Origin of the sequence: Paenibacillus sp. sptzw28 (genome assembly GCF_019550795.1) — a bacterium.
Taxonomy (GTDB): Bacteria; Bacillota; Bacilli; order Paenibacillales; family Paenibacillaceae; genus Paenibacillus_Z.
Window position 1 is genome coordinate 3,065,593 of record NZ_CP080545.1, and the last position, 16,767, is coordinate 3,082,359.

Consider the following 16,767-nt stretch of genomic DNA (forward strand, 5'->3'; position numbering starts at 1 on the left):
CCATGGTAGTAGGTGACGCTTCACTCGATATCGATACTCTGGTAATCGGTGCAGGACCCGGCGGTTACGTGGCGGCTATTCGTGCCGCCCAGCTCGGGCAAAATGTGCTTGTCGTGGATAAACAGTATGTTGGCGGCGTATGTTTGAATGTAGGGTGTATTCCATCCAAAGCACTGATCTCCGCTTCCCATCAGTATGAATCGATTAATCACGCTTCGGCTTTCGGTATTACGGCTTCCGACGTGAAGGTCGAATGGAGCAAGGTCCAGGAATTCAAGAACGGCGTGGTCAAGAAATTGACCGGCGGCGTGGCAACCTTGCTTAAAGCGAACAAGATTCAATATTTCAGCGGTGAAGTAATGTTCATCAACGAGAACGAAGCGCGCGTATTCAACGAACAGGAAGCACCCCGCTATCGTTTCAAGAACTGCATCATTGCTACCGGATCCCGTCCGATCGAGCTGAAAGCATTCCCATACGGCGGCCGCATCGTCTCCTCGACAGAGGCGCTGTCGCTGCCGGAAATTCCGAAGAGCCTTGTTGTAATCGGAGGCGGCTATATCGGAATCGAGCTTGGTCAAATGTATGCCCGTTTCGGCACGAAAGTTACGGTTATTGAAGGTTCCGATACGATCCTTCCGGGCTTTGACAACGATATGTCCTCGCTCGTCGCCAAGAAGCTTAAAGGCGCCAAGGCAGAAATCATCACCGGCGCTCAAGCGAAAAGCGCGGACCAAACGGACAGCAGCGTTACCGTCACGTACACGGTCGGCGGCGAAGACAAGCAGGTGACGGCAGACTATTTGCTCGTCACAGTAGGACGACGTCCTAACACCGACGGCGAGCTTGGTCTTGATCTGATCAATATCAAGATGACCGATCGCGGACTGATCGAAGTCGACGGTCAATGCCGTACGAACATTCCTCATATCTATGCAATCGGCGATATCATCGAGGGCCCGGCGCTTGCGCACAAAGCAATGTACGAAGGCCGCGTCGCAGCTGAAGCTATCTCTGGAGAGCCAAGCCAAATTGATTACAAATGTATTCCGCTCGTCGTATTCTCCGATCCGGAATGCTCAAGTGTCGGTTACAGTGAGAAAGAAGCGAAAGAAAAAGGCCACAACGTCAAGGTAGGTAAATTTCCGTTCAATATTAACGGCCGCGCATTGTCGCTCGGCGTTAAAGAAGGCTTTGTAAAAATCATTGCCGACGCTGATAACGGCCTGGTGCTCGGCGCACAAATCGCCGGTATAGAAGCATCTAACATGATCGCAGAGCTTGGTTTAGCCATCGAGATGGGCGCAACACTCGAAGATATCGCGCTCACGATTCATGCTCATCCGACGCTGGGAGAAATTGTTCTTGATGCGGTCGAAATGGCCCTTGGTCACCCGATACACGCAGTCGGCAAGTAATATGGGCTTTTGAGCTTTGGTTAAGATAGTTAGCAAGAGGTCACGAGCCGCTGCAGCGGCCGGGCCTCTTTTTCTAATTGCAGCGCTAATTTCTCAAAGGAGGCCGTTCAATGGACATGGAGCTTGAAAGCAAGCCGGCAAGCGCATCGCGCTCGACGATGGTGCAGTTGATTTTTCCATCCGATACGAATTATCACGGTACAATGTTCGGCGGAAAAGTAATGGAGTATATGGATAAAATAGCTGCCATTACCAGTATGCGTCATGCGAGGAAGCCTGTTGTGACAGCCTCGACGGACAGTCTGGATTTCGTGGCGCCGATCAGAATAGGTGAAGTGATTGAAGTCGGAGCATTCGTAACTTGGACGCATAAGAGCTCAATGGAAGTTTTTGTTAAAGTTGAGACGGAAAATGTGTACACCGGAGAGCGCAAAACTGCAGTCACGGCTTTTTTTACTTTTGTTTCGCTGGGTGAAGACGGCAAACCCTGTAAAGTGACGCCCGTAATTCCCGAGACGGAGGAAGAAAAGGCTCTGAATGCTTCTGCCCCGACTCGTTATGCGCTTCGAATGCAGCGAAAACGGGACAGACAGATCGGTCATTAAATGTTAAAATAGAACGACCAGTGGAATGCAGAAGGGGGATCACTCTGCTTTGAGAGCGTATTTGGATTTGCTTCAGGATGTGCTGGACCACGGAACGTTTAAGGAAGACCGTACGGGAACGGGAACGATATCCGTATTCGGCCGCCAGCTGCGTTTCGATTTAAATATAGGTTTTCCGCTTGTAACGACAAAAAGGATTCATGTAAAATCGGTCATTCACGAGCTGCTCTGGTTTCTGAAGGGCGAGACGAACGTCCGTTATTTGCAGGAAAACGGTGTTCGAATCTGGAATGAATGGGCCGATGAGAATGGTGATCTCGGACCTGTCTACGGGTCGCAGTGGCGCTTCTGGGAAGCGCCGGACGGCAGACGCATCGACCAGATTGCGCAGGTGGTGGACTCGATCAAGCGCAATCCGGATTCACGGCGGCATATTGTAAGCGCTTGGAATGTGGCGGAGATCGAGAACATGAAGCTGCCGCCTTGCCATTATGTTTTTCAATTTTATGTAATTGACGGGAAGCTGTCCTGCATGCTCACCATGCGCTCGTCGGATACGTTTCTCGGTCTGCCCTTTAATATCGCACAGTACGCGCTGTTGACCCATATGATCGCCGACCAGTGCGATCTTGGCGTCGGGGAATTTATATATTCCGGCGGCGACGTTCATATATACAGCAACCATATCGAGCAGGTAAAGCTGCAGCTTTCCCGTGAGCCGCTGCCGCTTCCGCGCTTGGTGATTAAGCGAAAGGCTGAATCGATTTTTGATTATAAATTCGAAGATTTTGAAATAGCGGACTATCAATATCATCCTACGATCAAAGCGGAAGTAGCGATATAGGAAGGGGTCGGGTGGCATGACTATAACGATGATTGCGGCAATGGCGCACAACAGGGCTATCGGCGTGGACAACAGGATGCCTTGGCGGCTGCCGGCGGAATTAGCTCATTTTCAACGTTCAACACTTGGCAAAACGGTGCTTATGGGTCGGAAAACGTTCGAATCCCTCGGCAAACCGCTTAAGAACAGGCTAAATGTCGTCCTGACGCGCAGCAGCAGCTGCGTCCCGGAGGGCTGTGAAGTTGTTAATTCAGTTCAGGAAGCACTTGAACGTTACGCAGCAAGCTCCGACACGGAGCTGGTTGTGATAGGCGGAGCCGAAGTGTATAAGCAGTTTCTGCCCTATGCGGACAAGCTGCTGCTCACAGAGGTCGAAGCCGAGATTGACGGCGATGCATTTTTCCCTTCTTTTAATGAGAATGAATGGATGGTCACGGACAGTGAAGCATACTCGAAGGATGAGAAAAATGCATACAATTTTTACATCCGGACTTACGTGCGAAAACCGCGGGGCCATTAATAAAGCCGGCCATCATTTGACGAACGATATGTCATAAAGTGCAAATGATTGTACGGAAAATCCATTTTACGGAATGTGCGCAATTGCTACGATATTGAAATGAGCCTCTATTTGGATATGGGAAAGTTTGATATTGAATAAACAATGAAATCCCGATATATTTTAAGAAGATGTTTGCTAGGGGTACCGGGAAACAAGAGATGGAGGATAAGCGATCATGTCTACACCTACTGGATTTATGGATTACAAGCGCGAACTGCCTGCTGACCGCGACCCGCTAGAGCGGATCAAGGACTGGGAAGAATTTCATAAACATTTCAATGAAGACCAACTTCGTACGCAAGGTGCGCGCTGCATGGATTGCGGCACGCCTTATTGCCATACAGGCATTGAGCTTCCCGGCGGAGCTTCGGGCTGTCCCGTAAACAATCTCATTCCGGAGTGGAACAACCTGATTTACCGCGGACTGTGGCGCGAAGCGCTGGAACGGCTGCATAAAACGAACAATTTCCCTGAATTTACCGGCCGTGTATGTCCTGCGCCATGCGAAGGATCCTGTACCGTAGGACTAATCGGTGACCCGGTAACCATCAAGTCGATTGAGCAATCCATCATCGATAAAGGCTTTGACGAAGGTTGGGTCGTTCCGCAGCCTCCTCAAATGCGCACAGGCAGGAAAGTGGCCGTTGTCGGATCCGGTCCTGCGGGTATGGCCTGCGCCGCCCAATTGAATAAAGCAGGACATTCGGTTACCGTTTATGAGCGTGCCGACCGTATCGGCGGTTTGCTGGTGTATGGTATTCCAACAATGAAGCTGGATAAAAAAATCGTGCAGCGCCGCGTGGATTTGCTTGAAGCGGAAGGCGTACAGTTTGTCGTTAACACCGAAATAGGCAAGGATGTTCCCGCTCAGCAGCTTATGGACGAGTTCGACGCTGTCGTCCTCTGCGGCGGTGCGACTAAGCCCCGTGAAGTCGATATCGAAGGCCGGGAGCTGGGCGGCATTCATAAGGCTATGGATTATTTGAATGGAACGATTAAGAGCTATCTGGATTCGAATTTGACGGACGGCAATTATATTTCCGCCAAAGACAAGAATGTCATCGTCATCGGCGGCGGAGATACCGGTACAGACTGTGTGGCGACAGCGCTTCGTCATGGGTGCAAGTCCATCACGCAATTCGGCACCGTTCCAAAAGCTCCTCTGGAGCGCGATCAAGTGAGAAATCCTTGGCCGCAGTTCCCGAACGTATACACGCTCGATTACGCGCAAGAGGAAGCACGCGCCTTGTACGGACAGGATCCGCGCGCATTCTCCGTCCTGACAAAGAAATTCGTCGGGGATGAGAACGGGAATGTGAAGGAGCTTCATACTGTCCGCATCGAACGTACGGTTGATGAAACCGGCCGCAGAATTTATAAAGAGATACCGGGTACCGAGGAGGTTTGGCCTGCCGATCTCGTTATGATCGCAATCGGCTTCGAAGGTCCTGAGAATACGATCATTGAACAGCTCGGCCTTGAGCAGGACCGCCGAACCAATGTGAAAGCAGAATATGGCAAATACCGTACAAGCGTCGACAAAGTATTCGCCGCCGGCGATATGCGCCGCGGGCAAAGCCTTGTTGTATGGGCGATCAACGAAGGCCGTGAAGCTGCTCGTGAGGTTGACAGGTTCTTGATGGGAACGACGATGCTGCCATAATAATTATTTTATACTTTATAGCAAATAACTAAAGCGCCTTAGGGCGCTTTTTAACTTGGATTGAAAGTAGGTGTTGAAGGTTGATTCAGTATGGTTCCGATGTGGTGACACAGCTGCGGTTTGAGGTATTTCATCCCAGAATCGAGCGCCGTGACGATCAATGGGTCGATATTGAGCTGGGACTTGAGCTGTCGCACTTGACGCCGATGCCTGCCGGGTTAACCGAGTTAACGGCACTCGTCATATGTACAGTAGACGGCGTCATTGCGCAAATAGTCCCTCTTGATGAAGGTTGCGACTGTGAATTTCAATTTACCGCCGATGAGAAGGAGCAAATCAGGGCGTTCATCGAACGGCCCGATATTCAGAAAGCGATAACAAATACGGCCTCCCCAAGCTAAGGAAACTTGTGGTAAAATTGAAGGACAGCTGCGCTTATACTTCCGATGCAGTTTTGCTCTTGCAAAACCTTAGGAGGAGTGCCGATGCAAACCACCCCAGTCAATGTGCTTACATCAACCGAGATTCGAAACCTTCGTCATTATGTCCATAATAAATATGCCGGCTTGCCTAACGAGCGTCGAGCGGAAATCTTGGCGGACGCGATGCAGCGTATTGTCCTTCGTCAACTGCCGGCTTATCCGCCTGATATAAGGTACAAGCTTACCGGCCGGCTTCTGCGGGACATTATAGCCGCCGAGCGGCTTCCAGTCTGCACGGAGCACATCTTTAGCGCTTCCTTGTCTTTGGATCTTGAAAGACCGGAATTGTTTGAAGCCCTCCATGCTTGGACGGAACAGCGAATTGGTATTTTTATAGATGTCGATGTGTTCCGGAGACTGCTGGCTGAGGCGGTTGAAGCGGCTAAGACGCCGCAATCCGGCACGACCTGGAGTATCCTGGTTGAACTGGCTTCCATGCATAAGAGAGAAATATCCGTTCATTATGTGAAACGAAGGTCAGAGCCTGGACAGGTTGTTCATTTTCCGCTCACGATAAGACGGCCGAGGGTCAGTTCAGTTCTGTACAGCCTTCTCTCAGCAGTACTGGTAACCACAACGCTGCTTTACGGCTGGAGCGAACTCTCGCCGGCACCGATATCCAGACTGCAGCCGCCGATTGTCGTAAGACCCGTCATGCCGCTAAAGACGCTAGACTTGAACGGCCTGCCGGCCGAGCTTCGCTACTCTGAAGTCAACCGGAGTCGGCTGCTGGAGTATTTGCGGATAAAATCATCACTGCTTGCAGAGCGGCCTTATTTTGAAGCCATTATGTCGACCGCAAAGAATATGAACATTCACCCGCTTCTCTTATTCGCCATTACGGGGCAGGAGCAAGCATTTGTCCCTAAAGATCATAAACAGGCGAAGAGAATAGCGAACAATCCTTTTAATGTGTTTCACAGCTGGAAGGAATACAATACGACCATAGAACAATCGGCCAATATAGCCGCCAGAACGATATTGAGGATCAGTAAAGACAGACCGGAGGGTAAAGATGCCCTGACCTGGATTAACCGGGAATATGCGGAAGACCCGAACTGGTCCAAAGGCGTTAGAAGCATAATGGAAGCGATGAAGCGCTACATAGACACCAGCGAGCGGTAAAGAGGCGATCAGTTGAAAACATTAATCATCGCAGAAAAGCCGGATATGGGCCGGACCATTGCAGCCGTTATCGAACCGAAGGCGCAAAACAAAAGGTCATATCTTGAAGGTGAACGGTTTATTATCACATGGGCAATCGGCCACTTGGTGGGGCTGGCAGAACCCGATCACTACGATCCTAAATACAAACGGTGGAACGATGCCGACCTGCCGATCATACCCGAACGATTCAAGCTGTGGCCCAATCCGAGAACGAAGGAACAATTGAAGACGATTGGGGAGCTGGCGAAGCGCTGCGATCGGTTAGTGAATGCCTGCGACGCCGGCCGTGAAGGTCAGCTTATATTTCATTATGTCCGGCAATATCTGAAAATGTCTCAGCCCACGGAGCGGCTGTGGATTTCTGATTTGACCCCGGAGACGATACGCCGCGGCTTTGACACCCTGCGCAGCGATCAGGACTATGATCCGCTTACGCGTGCTGCACGTGCCCGCAGCGAAGCCGATTGGCTTGTCGGGATGAATGCCTCACGCGCCTTCACAATTCGCCACAAGACCCTGCTGTCGGTGGGCCGCGTTCAGACACCGGTTCTTGCGCTTTTGTATGACCGCCATAAAGAAATAACGGCATTTGACAGTGAAACGTATTTCGTCGTTCAAGCGGCATTCAACCAGCAGGACTTCAGCTATAAGGGGCTATGGCAGGGAGAACGAATTACGAAACGCGAACAGGCCGATGCGATTGCACAGAAAGTATCCGGCAAGCCGGGACGAATACTTAGCTACGAAACAAACGAGTCAAAGGAATTTCCGTACAGGCTGTACGATCTGACATTGCTGCAGCGGGAGGCGAACGGCAAATTCGGCTATCCCGCCAAGAAAACGCTGGATATCGCACAGGCGTTGTACGAGAAGCATAAAGTCATTACGTATCCCAGGACCAGCTCCAATTATGTGACGGAAGAGAATATTCCGGTGATGGGCAATGTGCTGAATATGCTGAAGCAGACCCCGGCTTATGGTGATATTGCTAATGGAGCCGACCGCAGCCGCGTCCACAAAGGGAACAAAGCAGTTTGCAATCCGGCGAAGGTGGAAGACCACCATGCCATTCTTCCCACTCCCAAGCGTCCCGGCACGCTTAGTGCGGAGGAGCAGAACATCTATGATCTGATCGTCCGCCGCTTTCTTTCTCACTATTATCCGCCCGCAGTCTACAACAACCACGAGGTTATGACGGAGGTCGAGGGAGAGGTATTCAAGACGCGCGCCAAGGAGCAGCTGGAACCGGGCTGGCGCGTTGTCCTGAGCGCCGAAGATGGAGCTGCTGTCGCCAAAGAGAAAGGCCGAAAGAAGAAGACGGAAGAGCCGACTGAGGAGCAGGAAGACGAACTGCTGCTTACGGACCGGCCGTTTAACGTTGATGCCGGTTTGCCGGTTAACTGCGTGGAAGCGCTAGCGCTCGAGAAGGCGACTAAACCGCCGAAGCCCTTCACGGAAGGGACACTGCTGAAAGCGATGGAGAGCGCCGGAAAATCCATTGAAGATGAAGAGCTTCGCGATGCGATGAAGCAAACAGGACTGGGAACGCCGGCAACACGCGCAGCGACAATCGAGCGGCTGAAGCAGGTCGGCTACATTACAACGGCCGGCAAACGTTTGGAGATTACCACTAAAGGCTGCGCGGCTATTGAGCTGATACGCGGGGCAGGCGTTGAACTGCTGGCCTCCCCGGAGATGACGGGCCGATGGGAGCAGAGGCTTCATCAAATTTCCAAGGGCGAAGCGTCCGATGAACAGTTTATGCAGAAGGTTAAGCAGTTTGCAGAGATGATTGTCGGGAAGGTGAGGCATCAACGACCTGCCGCTGCAAACTTATTCGCCGAAGCGGATGCCGGGCAAGGGGCAAAGGGTAAGGGGCGCGGAACAAGCCGAAATGGTAATAAAAGTAGTGTCACAGCGAGCAGTAAAGGAAAACCTGCAAATTCGCCGCATCAAGCCTCCGCATCGACACAGAGACGCGTAACCGCATCTGACGGGTTAGTAAATGCGTCTAAGCCCGTCAGGCGCCTTTCGGGAGGTGCTGAAGATCATAAAAGCACTACCTCAGCCAAAGCTGCAGGGTCGCCTGCTGTGATTGCGGCATGCCCGCGACCGGGGTGCGGAGGGCAAATTGTCGAAGGCAAGCGCGGTTATGGTTGTATGAAATTTCGGGAAGGATGTTCCTTCGTCATTTGGAAAGTGCAGGGAGGAAAGGCGATAACGGCAGCAATGGCTAAAGCGCTCGCCACGAGCGGCGAGACGCGCAAGGTCAGTTTGAAACTGGAGGATGGGTCAATCGTGCCCGGAAAATGGAAGTTGATTGATCAAACAAAAGGTTCTATTGAATACATCCCTGCTGAATAATAGCAAATAGGCTTGTCACACTCATGAAGATTCATGAATGTGACAAGCCTATTGCGCGTAGCTGCGGCTTACGAAAGGGGCTGGCGATTCTGGACATAATCATGAATTTTGTCGGGGATGTCTCGCAGCTGATGAAGGGTAAAGAACGCTCCCTTCGGTTCAACATCGATTCCGACAATATTATAAACCCACTCGGACTCGCTCTTCATATGAATCGCGTTAATGCCGGTTGTAAGCGCAGGGATAACGTCTGTACGTATGGAATTTCCGATCATCCAGGTGCAATCCCGTTCAAAGCCGCCTTCGGTTAAGATATCTTCCATTGCTTGGATATTCTTGTGGGAGCGGACATAAATGCGTGAATCAAAATAACGCTCCAGCTGCATTTGTTTGATTTTGCGATGCTGGATCAACAGCTCGCCTCCTGTATATAAATGCAGCTCATGCCCGCTCGATGCGAGGCGGTCGAGCGTCTCCTCCATGAATGGATAGGGCTCAACCTCATGCTCATAAACGCTGCGTCCGAGCTTCCACAGGAAATCACTCTCGATAACCGATCGAGGCCTTCCCGTCAAATCGGAGAAGTAATGGTATGTATCGACAAACGACTGTGGAAAATGCTCGCTCGTGAAGCCGACGGCTTGTACGCCCGCTATGTCGATCTCCGTCTGCTTGCTGCGGATTTCCTCGCTTGAAACGTCATATCCTCGAAACCAGGCACTCATCGCGTCGGAAAACTGATCGATGATATGGTAGAAATATTTGTTGCAGTAGATGAGCGTATCATCAAGGTCAAACAGTATATGCTGCTTCATCATAGGCACGGCTCCTTTCCCAAATGAATCGGCTGTAAATCCAATCTACCGCATCTCGGGATTCGCCGTCAAATCGAATATTTATGTACACGTTTACAAATACTGTAGCCGGAGGTGAGGCAATCTATGCCATGGAATAAAAGTGAAAAGAAGGAAAATCAGCAAAATGAATCCAGTATAAAAGAAAGCTCCAGAACGATAAAATCCGACAAAGCGGCAGATCGTGTGCCAAATTCTAACGGTATCAACAAACAGCTGCCGTAAATTCATCCGGCAGCTCAAGTCACCATTGCCCGAAAGCGTGCATCTACCAAATCATCACCGATTGCAGCGGGTGCGCGCTTAACGGGCATTATAAAATCGACCGGGGACGCCCGCTCTCCGGGCTTTCAAGCAAACTTGCGCATTTTGGCGCTCAGATCCTGCTTAATATAGGCAATCCGTTTCCGGACATAGAAATCATAGCTCTCACCTTTCAATTCGCGGGGCGTGATCACCTCCTCCGCAGTGTTATCAATAATGGTCAACGAGCCGTTGGAATAAAATTTAAAAGTCAAATCACGCCACGGACGGTTCCTTTCAATAAATCGATAATTTTCACAGTTATTCATGATGATCAGCCTCCTTCGAAAAGATGGATTAGTAGAACACCTGTTCCTGTCTCGATTATACCAAACATTTGTTCGGATGGAAACTATTTTTTGTTTCCCTTAAACTAGACTGATAGATTGCATTATTGAACTGATAAAGGAGCGCCATTCATGATAAAAGTATCTCAATTGTCGAAGCAAATACCAGGCGGCCCGCAGGTGTTATCCGGAATTAGCTTCGAAGTGCAGCCGGGCGAATTCGTGGCGGTGAAAGGAGCAAGCGGAAGCGGAAAATCGATGCTGCTGCGCTGTTTGGCTTTGCGGGAAAAATGGAGCGGCGGTTCATATATTGTTGACGGAGTGGAAATTCTCAAAAAAGGATTAACCGGCACAATGAAAATCCGCCGTGAGGTGGCATACCTCGAGGAAAAACCGAATCTCTATCCGAACCGTACGGCGCTTAAGAACGTGCTGATCGGTGCGGCTTACCAGACTCCGTTCTGGAGAAGGCTATCGGGGATGGTTCGCAGCGACGATTATATGGGGGCAATGGATGTCATAGAAAAAATGGGGCTGCTCGAGAAAGCGCATCAGAAAGGCGAGAAGCTGAGCGGTGGAGAGAAGCAGCGTATCGCCATCGCAAGAGCGCTCGTTCACGGGGCGCAGATTTTGCTGGCCGACGAGCCGGTATCGGGTCTGGATCCTCACGCCGCGGAGCAGGTACTCTCGGATCTGAAGCGCATGTGCCGGATTCAGGGTATTTCCGTCATCGCTGTTATGCATCAGGGTGATTGGGCCGAGCGGTTTGCCGACCGTATTATAGGTCTGAACAACGGCAGGCTGGTGCTTGATGTTAAGGGGAGAAGATTAACCGAACGGGAAAAAATGCTGATATGACTCTTAACAGCGAGGCTGAGCCGTGCGGATTCGATTATATCTGCTTATCATGCAGCCACGGCGGAGTCGGACGCATGCGAGATGAGCCTTAAGCTGTAAGCATAATAAGTGCGCTAACCAAGCAATCGTGGCGTGAAGGCCGCATACAATGGAATATCAACCCGAATAGGCAGGTGTCCATATATGGCCTTTCAATTTCCTGCGGTCATTCATGCTTCACGCATGACCTTCCCCAAAGCCGAGCTGTGGGTTCCCGTCGTAAGCGGTCTGCAAAACGCCGCGGCGCGAAACACGATCAATGAATCGATCCGCCATACCGTACGCCAGCTCATATCCGAGCAAGGCACGCTCGAGGATCCGAGAGCTGAGATGTTGGGCTATTTTGAGATAAAGACGAACGAGAAAAATGTACTCAGCCTTTCTTTGTTCAACTATGCTTATACCGGCGGAGCCCATGGCTTGACTCTGCAGCAATCGCTTACCTTCGAGACAGGTACCGGCAAGTCGTACTCTCTCTCTGAGTTGTTCAAGCCCGGGAGCCCTTATATACACAGACTATCGGAGATCATCAAACGCCAAATCGCAGCGCGTGAGATTGCCGTATTGGATCCCTTTGAGTCCATCCGGGCCGACCAGCCCTTCTATATCGCCGATCGGGCTCTTGTCATTTATTTCGCCCTCTATGAACTGACGCCCTATGCTTTCGGTTTTCCTTATTTCCCTATCTCGGTTTATGATTTATATGATATTATTAACCCGACCGGACCTCTCGCTCCCATGTCCGTCAACGATTAGCGGATTCGATCAATTCTTTTCTTATGGCCGCTAAAGGATTTATAAATATACGACGAAATCCTGGGGAGACAAAGATACGAGGAGCAATCTGATGATCTATCTTCTTATTCTAATTTCAGTCATAATAGTCGGAGTTGCTCTCGTTATTCGTCAGCGGCGGCAAAACAGACCGGTCGTTGAACACAACCCGTTCAATACCGTTGCATATCTTCAGACAACCTACGATCCCGGGGAAAACGTGTCGGAATCGGATCTTACTCCGCCTAAGCAGGGCAGGCTCCCATATAATGTGCTCATAGTAGACGACCAACCCGCCATCAGGCTGCTGCTTCGGGAATTGTTCGAACTTGAGGGTATTACGGTGTATGAAGCGCCGAATGGCCGGACAGCGATCCAGCAGGTGAGACGGAACCCGGTCGACTTTATTTTACTGGATCTCAAAATGCCCGACATGGATGGAATCGAGGCGCTTCGGGAAATTCGCACATTTAATTCGAGCGTTCAGGTTGCCATGATAACAGCCTACGGTGATCCCGAAAAGCTTGAAATAGCCAAAATGCTTGGTACGCTTGCATTTTTCACGAAACCTTTCGATATTGAATATGTAAAAGATTTTGTAATGGTAAGGCTAAAGCAGGAAGCTGAGCAGGGACGGGAAGGGGACGTGTCGTGAGCGTGCGAAGGCGGATCGGCATTATCGCACATGTACTGCTCGGGCTGCTGTTTCCATATACGTTTATCGGATCGGTTATGCTCATATATGGCTTCATGGTTCCGATTTGCGTTTGCAGTTTCGGCATTGCTGATGTTTATATGGTTAAGGTTTAAAGGTTAACCGGACCTTTATTTCAAGAACTGCAACCGAACACCTATCGGCTCCTTAAGCACGGGTCAACGATATGCGGCGAGCGTTTGTTCAATGGTTGTACTGACACGATAAAAGCCCTCATACAGTCAAGTATGGGGGTGAAGCTGTGTTTACGGTACTTTCGGGGCTGCTATTATTTGCCGGCGTATGCGCGGTATCCGTCTGCATCGGTGTTATCGTACAACGAAAAACGAACCATGCGATGCAGCAGTCGTTTATTCGCCATTCCTCCTATATCCGATTCATGCAGGATAAACATGATCTTAACCGATTTGGTATCGCTCAGCAATTGAATCGGCATATGGGCGGCTTCTCAGTCTTTGGTCTCTCATTCTCAACTCTTTCGGTTATTGGGGGAGCGGTATTTCTGCTCGGTCCAGCGGTTGCGGCAGGCGGCACGGCCGTCGTAGGCATCGGTTGGCCTGTGTTGGCTTTGTTCGGGCTCGCGACGGCCTGTTCGCTGGCTTCCTTCGCTTCTTCGGTTCCGACGGCGGGCGGGTGCTACCACTGGACGACGGCGATCGGCGGCAGACGTTCAGGAATGATCTCGGGATGGTTTAATTTGATCGGAACGGTATTGATGCTTGTTACAACGAATTTATTATGTGCCGGATGGCTGGACCGGATTGCATCCTCCCGCTTTGGTTATCAGGAAGGAGCTTGGCCGTTCTATTCGATACTGGCCGTTCTTTTCGTCTCTCAAGCTCTCGTCAATATGAGGGGAATAGGCTTGCTCTCCCGCATGTTGTCGGCTATGACCTGGGTTCACGCTTTATTCGTGCTGATTATGGTCGCGGCCCTTGCTGCATTCGCCTGGCCTGGCTTTTATCCTCTTGATCTGCTCTACATTTCCGGCCCAATGAACAGTGCCGATGGCGCCGGACACGAGACGTCAATGCTTCTGGGCATGCTGATTTTGCAAAAAATGTTTCTCGGTTCGGACGCTGCCGCTCAAACGGCTGAGGAGACGTATGAACCGCGCATTAACGTGCCTTGGGGGATTTATTTATCCGTTGTGTATACTTTCATATTCGGTTTTGTGTTGTTTGCCTTCCTGGTCATTAATTATCCTTTTGGAACTGAAGGATTTGCCTCGTATGGCGATTTACCGGTATGGATGGACCGGATATGGGCGAGGTGGGGTGTTACGGTATCGGCGGTTGCGGCAGGCCTCATTGCCCTCCTTGGATGGAGCAGCGGTCTCGGTACGATGACATCTGCCTCCAGGACCTGGTTTGCAATGGCTCGTGACGGGGTCGTACCGTTCGCCAAACGGGCGGCGGAGGTATCCGAACGTTATCGTACGCCGCTGAGCTCAATTGTAAGTGTTGCCGCTGCTTCGGCGATCATATCGATCGCTTCCGGCGTGATCGGCTGGCATACAGCGGAATTAGCCATGCTGGTCAATCTTATTTCTCTCGGTCTTGCCGCGATCCACATTTCCTACGCAATTCCCATCGTTATCAAATTTACCGCTCACCGGCATAAACGTCCTCCTGTGACGCAGGGACCATGGCAGCTCGGAAAAATCGGTCTGACAGCCGATACGATCTCACTCTTATGGCTTCCTGCAAGTTCGGTGTATGTGATATGGCGTTTAGAGCCTACCCTCCAAATCTCCACATGCACCGCTGCGGTTCTATGCATCATCTTGATTGAACTTAAATACCGCCGCCTGAGAGGGCCTTTCAAATCAGTCGATCCTTTGCGGTTCAGCAGAAGAACACTTGATGAGATGATTCGAATTGAGAGAAAATTCCCACAACAATAATTTCCCGAAGTAATATGTTCATTTCCCGGGGAAGCGCATAAAATAACAGGAAAAGAGCGCTTTCGACACTATCTTCCGAGCCCTTCCTGTCGAAAAATTATGCTATTAATTGTTTGAGGTATGATGGTAATAATTAATGACATGAAATATCTATTTATTTGCCTTGCACTTCCAATCCATCTTATAATCTTTGGAGAATAGGAAGGAGGGAAGCAATTGATTTTACTCGGGAAGCTCTTATCTCTTAACATTGCCACGCCCGTCTCCGTACCGCATGGGTCGAAGAAAGTTGAAACCGGAATTTTTAAAAAGCCGGCCGGCAAACCACTCCATTTAAGCTTCACCGGACTGGCAGGTGACGGGCAAGCGGATTTGATCAATCATGGCGGCCCGGATAAGGCCGTGTGCGTTTATACAAGCGTCCATTTTCCATATTGGTCGGAGAAATGGGGAAAAAGCGCTCAGAACGGAGCATTTGGCGAAAATTTTACCGTGTCGGGTTTGACGGAGGAATCGCTATGCATTGGGGATACGGTTCGCGTAGGGGAGGCCTTGCTGCAGGTCAGTCAGCCGCGTCAACCCTGCTTTAAACTCGGTTTGAAGCATAATCTTCCGGATCTCCCGCTTCAGGTTGAACGAACAGGGTATACGGGGTTTTATTTTCGCGTCCTTCATGAGGGCATGGTTGCAGAGGGAGACGAGCTGTATCTCGAACACAGACATCCGGCAGGTATTACGATTTCGGAGGCTAATCGTGTGATGAGCGTGGATAAGAAGGACTCTGCAGGTATAAGGCGTCTGCTCGAGATCCCGGAGCTCGCAACGAGCTGGCGGGAAACGTTGACGAGCAGATTGGCGAAGCTTGAAGCAGGACATTAGAAAAACGGGGGATTAACATCGGATGGCTATAACTGCAGGCGGGGACTTTGCCGCCTTTCTTGATCAATACAACCTCGCCGCGGCATGGCGGGCCGTAGAGGAAGAAAGCGGCATGAACAACACGACGCGAATGGTATATTCGGGCGATAATAAATATGTTCTGCGTGTGTATGATAACCACCGCGACGCACAAATTGTGCGAATCGAGCATTTGGTTCTTGAAGGCTTACAAGCTCTGAAGCTGCCGTTCAAAGTACCGCAGCCGGTGGAGAATAACAGAAACTCTTCCATAACCGTATCACCGGATGGAAAACTCGCCGCACTATTCCGGTTTATTGAAGGCGATAGGCCTTCACCGAAAAATCCGGAGCACGTCGCAGGACTGGGCCGTGCCGCGGGGCTGCTGTCCCACGCGCTAAATGGAGTGAGGCCGGATGTGATTCCAATATATAAGCCGTACTATGAATTCGATAAAACGCATGGCGCTGTGACCGATGAGGCTATCCGTGTAATGGCAGCGGAATCGGAGCTGCTGTCAGGCCGGACCGGCCAGCTGGAGCAGCTGCTTCGGCTCCGCGGCCAGCTTCTCGATTTGAAGCCGAGGATTGCCGCTTTGCCCCATCAGTGGATTCACGGTGATATCGTGTTTACCAACTCGCTCTGTGAAGGGGACCGTATTGTCGGGATGCTTGATTTTGAATTCAGTACCGTGGATGTCAGAGTAATGGAGCTGGCGGTTGTGCTTGGCGAATTTCCGGAAGCTGAAGAAGGGACTGCGCTTGAGAGAACCGCTTTGTTCTGCCGGGGCTTCGGATCAGCCGTCAAGCTTACCATAGATGAAATCGCTTTGCTTCCGGAGCTGATCAAGCTGCGGATGATGGATGTTTTTCTGCATTTTGCCGGGCGATATGCGGAAAAGCTCGACCCCGAGCAGGTATGGGACGGCCAGATTGTGCGCGCTTCATATGTCTGCGAATGGATTAATCGTAACCTAGACAAACTGGAGCCGATGTTCCGCCAGTATCTCCTTTAATTACTTATTTGCAA

The 16,767-nt window shown here is 50.7% G+C and carries 18 protein-coding genes; 16 read left to right on the forward strand and 2 right to left on the reverse strand.

The features are described from left to right. Positions 1 to 2 precede the first annotated feature (2 nt). The 8 genes from lpdA to KZ483_RS13680 all read left to right on the forward strand — a co-directional run bounded on the left by lpdA (position 3) and on the right by KZ483_RS13680 (position 9,105). Positions 3 to 1,418 carry a dihydrolipoyl dehydrogenase gene (gene lpdA / locus KZ483_RS13645; protein WP_220347824.1) on the forward strand — a complete coding sequence of 472 codons (1,416 nt, stop codon included), beginning with the start codon at positions 3 to 5 and terminating at the stop codon, positions 1,416 to 1,418. Positions 1,419 to 1,528: 110 nt separating this feature from the next. Then, positions 1,529 to 2,023, forward strand: a complete 495-nt coding sequence (locus tag KZ483_RS13650; protein ID WP_220347826.1) for an acyl-CoA thioesterase — start codon at positions 1,529 to 1,531, stop codon at positions 2,021 to 2,023. A 49-nt stretch (positions 2,024 to 2,072) separates the two neighbouring features. Continuing rightward, on the forward strand, positions 2,073 to 2,867 hold the full coding sequence (gene thyA, locus KZ483_RS13655; RefSeq protein ID WP_309568568.1) for a thymidylate synthase: 795 nt from the start codon (positions 2,073 to 2,075) through the stop codon (positions 2,865 to 2,867). A gap of 16 nt (positions 2,868 to 2,883) precedes the next feature. After that, positions 2,884 to 3,387 (forward strand): dihydrofolate reductase, encoded by a 504-nt coding sequence (locus KZ483_RS13660; protein ID WP_220347828.1) that lies wholly within the window; start codon positions 2,884 to 2,886, stop codon positions 3,385 to 3,387. Positions 3,388 to 3,604: 217 nt separating this feature from the next. Next, the gene (locus KZ483_RS13665; RefSeq protein ID WP_220347830.1) at positions 3,605 to 5,092 is read left to right on the forward strand and encodes a glutamate synthase subunit beta; all 1,488 of its coding nucleotides are present in this window, start codon (positions 3,605 to 3,607) and stop codon (positions 5,090 to 5,092) included. 80 nt (positions 5,093 to 5,172) lie between these two features. Then, entirely contained in the window at positions 5,173 to 5,493 is a 321-nt protein-coding gene (locus KZ483_RS13670; RefSeq protein WP_220347832.1) for a hypothetical protein, read from the forward strand. An 84-nt stretch (positions 5,494 to 5,577) separates the two neighbouring features. Next, positions 5,578 to 6,699: a hypothetical protein gene (locus KZ483_RS13675; RefSeq protein ID WP_220347834.1), complete on the forward strand. Its 1,122-nt coding sequence runs from the start codon at positions 5,578 to 5,580 to the stop codon at positions 6,697 to 6,699. A 12-nt stretch (positions 6,700 to 6,711) separates the two neighbouring features. Then, positions 6,712 to 9,105 (forward strand): type IA DNA topoisomerase, encoded by a 2,394-nt coding sequence (locus KZ483_RS13680; protein WP_220347836.1) that lies wholly within the window; start codon positions 6,712 to 6,714, stop codon positions 9,103 to 9,105. Positions 9,106 to 9,173: 68 nt separating this feature from the next. Here the strand turns inward: KZ483_RS13680 and KZ483_RS13685 are convergent, their stop codons facing one another. Continuing rightward, complete coding sequence (locus tag KZ483_RS13685) at positions 9,174 to 9,920, reverse strand: HAD family hydrolase (protein ID WP_220353439.1); 747 nt, start codon at positions 9,918 to 9,920, stop codon at positions 9,174 to 9,176. Between the two features lie 126 nt (positions 9,921 to 10,046). Here KZ483_RS13685 and KZ483_RS13690 point away from each other — a divergent pair, with 126 nt between their 5' ends. Then, positions 10,047 to 10,184: a hypothetical protein gene (locus KZ483_RS13690; RefSeq protein WP_220347838.1), complete on the forward strand. Its 138-nt coding sequence runs from the start codon at positions 10,047 to 10,049 to the stop codon at positions 10,182 to 10,184. Between the two features lie 125 nt (positions 10,185 to 10,309). Here KZ483_RS13690 and KZ483_RS13695 read toward each other — a convergent pair whose 3' ends face one another. Continuing rightward, a complete protein-coding gene (locus KZ483_RS13695; RefSeq protein ID WP_220347840.1) occupies positions 10,310 to 10,531 on the reverse strand; it encodes a hypothetical protein in 222 nt (73 codons plus the stop codon). A gap of 150 nt (positions 10,532 to 10,681) precedes the next feature. Between KZ483_RS13695 and KZ483_RS13700 the strand changes: the two genes are divergently transcribed. The 7 genes from KZ483_RS13700 (at position 10,682) to KZ483_RS13730 (ending at position 16,753) form a co-directional block, all read left to right on the forward strand. Continuing rightward, positions 10,682 to 11,407, forward strand: a complete 726-nt coding sequence (locus tag KZ483_RS13700) for a phosphonate ABC transporter ATP-binding protein (protein ID WP_220347841.1) — start codon at positions 10,682 to 10,684, stop codon at positions 11,405 to 11,407. 183 nt (positions 11,408 to 11,590) lie between these two features. Beyond that, on the forward strand, positions 11,591 to 12,202 hold the full coding sequence (locus tag KZ483_RS13705) for a DUF3298 and DUF4163 domain-containing protein (RefSeq protein ID WP_220347842.1): 612 nt from the start codon (positions 11,591 to 11,593) through the stop codon (positions 12,200 to 12,202). 91 nt (positions 12,203 to 12,293) lie between these two features. After that, positions 12,294 to 12,875: a response regulator gene (locus KZ483_RS13710; protein WP_220347843.1), complete on the forward strand. Its 582-nt coding sequence runs from the start codon at positions 12,294 to 12,296 to the stop codon at positions 12,873 to 12,875. Beyond that, positions 12,872 to 13,030 carry a hypothetical protein gene (locus KZ483_RS13715; protein ID WP_220347844.1) on the forward strand — a complete coding sequence of 53 codons (159 nt, stop codon included), beginning with the start codon at positions 12,872 to 12,874 and terminating at the stop codon, positions 13,028 to 13,030. Before KZ483_RS13710 ends, KZ483_RS13715 begins: the two co-directional genes overlap by 4 nt. A 146-nt stretch (positions 13,031 to 13,176) precedes the next feature. Continuing rightward, positions 13,177 to 14,841 (forward strand): amino acid permease, encoded by a 1,665-nt coding sequence (locus KZ483_RS13720; protein ID WP_220347845.1) that lies wholly within the window; start codon positions 13,177 to 13,179, stop codon positions 14,839 to 14,841. Between the two features lie 216 nt (positions 14,842 to 15,057). Next, complete coding sequence (locus KZ483_RS13725) at positions 15,058 to 15,720, forward strand: MOSC domain-containing protein (protein ID WP_309568569.1); 663 nt, start codon at positions 15,058 to 15,060, stop codon at positions 15,718 to 15,720. A 22-nt stretch (positions 15,721 to 15,742) separates the two neighbouring features. Next, the gene (locus KZ483_RS13730; RefSeq protein WP_220347846.1) at positions 15,743 to 16,753 is read left to right on the forward strand and encodes a phosphotransferase; all 1,011 of its coding nucleotides are present in this window, start codon (positions 15,743 to 15,745) and stop codon (positions 16,751 to 16,753) included. Positions 16,754 to 16,767: the final 14 nt, after the last annotated feature.